Below are 3,686 nucleotides of genomic sequence, written 5' to 3'. Positions count from 1 at the left end.
CCATCCAACGCCTGATCCGCCAGCCGCCGCACCTGCCGCAGGGGATGGGCCCTGGGGATCCGCTCCTCGGTGGAGACGTAGGAGAACAGGGGACCGGGCCGCCCAGATGGTGGCGCCTTCGGCGGAGGCGTTCTTGAGCTCGATCAGGCCCATGGGCAGTCCATTGAAGAACACCACCAGCTCTTGACGGCGGTTGTGCTGGCCGTCGCTCACGGAGAACTGGTTGACTACCAGCCAATCGTTGGCAGCAACGGTAGCGAAATCGACCAGCCGCACATGGTCGCCTGCGATGCTGCCATCGGGTCGGTGGACATCCACCGGCATGCCATCACGCACGAGGCGGTGGAAGGTGCAGTGGGCCTGCACGAGCGAGGCTGTGGCAAGGCGCAGCAGCTTGCGGAGAGCCTCTTCGCGGGCATCGACAATGTCCATTGCGAACACTTAGTAGACCTAAAGGACTCCCGCAGGCTTGTTGCTCAGAGGCTCATTAGGCGAAACCAGCGAAACTCAGCCCCGTGACAGCCAAAGAACCTGGCAGGAGGCCACACTTAAAGCTTGCTATGTGCTACACTGGGATTGGAAATTGGATTGACTTGGGCCATGGCATCAGCCAAAGAAAATCAATTCCTTGCCGCAGCTTTTCTTTTTATTAGCATGACTAGCGTGGGCGGCACCCCTGGGCTTGCTTATCAAGCTAAGTCCAATCTTTCATTGGCCATCACTAGTTTTTCAAGTCCCAAAGAATTCCTATCTCGCCAAGCAAGAGGCAATAATACCAGTAATCAGGATTTGAGCTTTACGATTGCCCAAGAAAGGCAAAGAAATGCAAGCGGACAACTAATCAAGCCTAATGGATGCACTTACGACCTCCGAGGGCGCGGACCCATCGCCGGCGATAAAGGATCCATAGAGCTCATTAATAAAGCAGGGTATACCGTAGAATATGGGTTCGCATATATGCCAGCATCACCCAAACAGATAACATTGCCAGGGGGGGTACCAATTTCGGTGCCGGAATCAAGTAGTGGGCAGCTGGTTGGGGCCGATGCAGCTTGGAGCAGAAAGACTTTTAGCATCCCGGAAGAAACAGCAAAAGGCGTTAGTCTCACCGTGCGCCCTATTGGCCGGAACGAACCAGTCATCAAATTAAGCTTTAATCCTTGTGATCGCGTCTGCCTCTATACCCATGGAACAATTTTCAATCCCAGTTACACGCGTTCAGACGCAATTTACGGCAATAAGATGAATGCGTTAGGATGGAATCGTAGTGGGTATCACTGCAAATGAGGCAACATGTTTATGCAGTGCATGCATGCCAGGGGGTCTCTGGAAATGTTGGCTTTCATTCAGTCCATTGACCAGGGGCCACTACGTTGAGGATCCGCCTCATGCAGACCTGGTAGTCGCTTCGTAATCCAGCGATTGAACATGCGTCTATCAGGGTGCCAACGATGCGCCGTTACATGGGGCCTCCTGAGAAAGCAGAGCGCGCCTGACCTGGCAATACTGCGAATACCCTCTCAGCATGTTGCTTCATCCTCAGGCTGCTGCCGGCTGATTACTAAACAGCGCCGTTTCGCTCTTCCAGGCTGAACTGTTGGCCATTAGAAGATATAGCCAGCAGGCCAAAAGGACAAAAAGAAGCTCGAGGAGCTTCGCCAGGTTCATGACGAGCACATTCATGGCAATGGTTAAACCCTGGGTGATGGCCAGCTTCTCCCGGATGAGAGCCAATCCGTAGTGTCGTTTTCCCTGGCCGATCTTGCCCTCGACAACATTGCGTTGCCGTTGGTCATCTGCAAACTGCTTCTTCTCGGCAGCCACCAACTGTGGGTCATTCTTGGGGCGTCCAAGGCGCGATCCACTCAAGCGAATGTCATGACGCTGTCAGAAGGCTCGATTTGATCTGATGCGATAGATCTGATCAGCACAGATCACTTTTGGATAGTGTCCATGCCGACGGCGATAAGATCTTGCCTGTGCCTTAAGGTCTTCCTCCTCGTTGTAGGGGTTGAAACTCAGCCGATCGAGGAACGTAAAGCCCTCACCCGTCACTGAGATGGAGACCTTGGCGCTAAACTCAACGTTGCTCCTGGCCTTGCCGCGAACGATGGTCCTGATATGAGATTGATAGAGGCTCACAATCCGATCGGGGATGCTTCTGCTGTCTGAACGGTAGAGAATCTTCTGCTGTCGCACCAGCTCACTCACAACCAGTAGCTTGCGGTACCAATGCCTGCCTGCTACAAGAAGCCAGCCACCGCAGGCAATCAGGGCATCAATGCTGGCCAGATTCCGTTCCAGATGGCCCAGCTGCTGCTGAATGGCCTTGCGTATCTTACTGATGCGAGGCCGCTTGATCTTGGCCACGGCCAGAAACTGTTGTCTGGCTTTCTTGCGGTGCGTGCGTGTCTTATAGCCAAAGGATTCTCTGACATGAGGATGCATCTCATCAATCAGCTTTTCGGTGACCTCCCTGGCCTCATTGAGCAGAGAGAGGTCTGTTGGGTAACGGATATCGGCTGGCACGCACGTGGCATAAATCAACAGGGTGCCCTGGCTGGACGATGGTTTTTCAGGTTCAGCCTGCGTTGGCTGATCAATGCTGAGCAAACAGCTGCCATTGTCACCATCCCCATCATCCGTTGAATCTGCTGATTGAATCATGTTCAGGCCATGACGCACGATCCGCTCGTTGCAGTCGTTGACGACTGATTCCTGCAGTCGCTTGCGAAAATAGACCATCATCGATGGATCAAACGGGGCCGAGTACCGGAACGCCTCCCAGGGCTAACTGAAAGTCCGATCAGCCCGCCCCCGCCGTCAGGGCTGATTTAAAGTGTCAGATCGGCTTTTCCTCTGGTTGCCGCATTGCCATCGCCAGGAGCGCTGTGATGTCGTGCATCACCGCATGCAGGCCCTCGCGGATTGAGTCGAATCCAGCCAGGCGCAGCAGATTCAGGGCTGCGGTGCGCATCGCGGCCAGGACGGCAGCGCCATTTCCCCGGTAGCGGTGCTTGTCCTCCTGGAGCCGGGTGTCGCGGATCCAGTGCCAGCTTTCAATGCTCCAGCGCTCCCGGATCAGTTGCAGCAAGGCTTCTGGGGCGGTGCGCAGGCTGGTGAGGAACAGATGCCTGGCCTTGAACGGCTTGCCGCCACGGCTACCGCTGGCGACCAGCTCAACGATCCAGGCCGTCCCTGGCCAGTCCGCCTTGATGTGCTCCGGTGCTTCCTTGGCCCGCAGCGCCCAGGTGATGTCACGGCCGTGACCGATCTCGTGATGCGTTGCAGCAAAAGGGATCTGGCGCTTCCCCTCGAGCTGACAGTTGACCTGCCGCTGCAGGGTCTTCTCGTTGGCTTTGACGCTCAGGACGAAGTCGGCCCCCTGCTCCGTGAGCTGTCGAAAAACGCCTTGTGCGTGTGGAGCGCGTCCGCCTGGATCAGCACACCCTCGAGATCCAGCTCGCCCAGCAGCTTCTTGAGCTCGGCGTGTTTGACGTGGACCCCGGAAACCGGTCCAGGGTGAATGAGAGTCCTCATCCGGCCAGACTGGGCCGGGGACTCGACCATGAAACGCACCAGGCACACGGCGGAGCAGATCATCCGCAAGCTCAAAACCGCCGAGCAGCTGATCGCCCAGGGCAAGACCGTGGCCGACGTCTGCCGTGTCATCGAGGTGACGCAGC

Annotated in this window: 2 protein-coding genes and 2 pseudogenes; 1 reads left to right on the top strand and 3 read right to left on the bottom strand. The window is 56.3% G+C overall.

The genetic code is table 11. From position 1 onward, the window contains the following. Positions 1-153 precede the first annotated feature (153 nt). Positions 154-432, bottom strand: a pseudogene (locus CJZ98_RS19490) (type I restriction endonuclease); the annotation flags it as partial. A gap of 168 nt (positions 433-600) precedes the next feature. On the opposite strand from CJZ98_RS19490, the gene CJZ98_RS18605 reads away from it, so the two are divergent. Further along, positions 601-1,287, top strand: a complete 687-nt coding sequence (locus CJZ98_RS18605; protein ID WP_157911082.1) for a hypothetical protein — start codon at positions 601-603, stop codon at positions 1,285-1,287. A gap of 252 nt (positions 1,288-1,539) precedes the next feature. On the opposite strand, the pseudogene CJZ98_RS17350 reads toward CJZ98_RS18605, so the two are convergent. Beyond that, a pseudogene (locus CJZ98_RS17350) lies at positions 1,540-2,784 on the bottom strand (transposase); the annotation flags it as partial. 58 nt (positions 2,785-2,842) lie between these two features. Continuing rightward, on the bottom strand, positions 2,843-3,686 hold an 844-nt coding region (locus CJZ98_RS19215; protein WP_232756586.1), incomplete at its 5' end, for an ISAs1 family transposase.

Origin of the sequence: Vulcanococcus limneticus LL (assembly GCF_002252705.1) — a bacterium.
In the GTDB taxonomy this organism is placed as follows: Bacteria; Cyanobacteriota; Cyanobacteriia; order PCC-6307; family Cyanobiaceae; genus Vulcanococcus; species Vulcanococcus limneticus.
The sequence above is the reverse complement of the archived record's forward strand: the minus strand, read 5'-3'. Positions and strand labels throughout refer to the sequence as shown.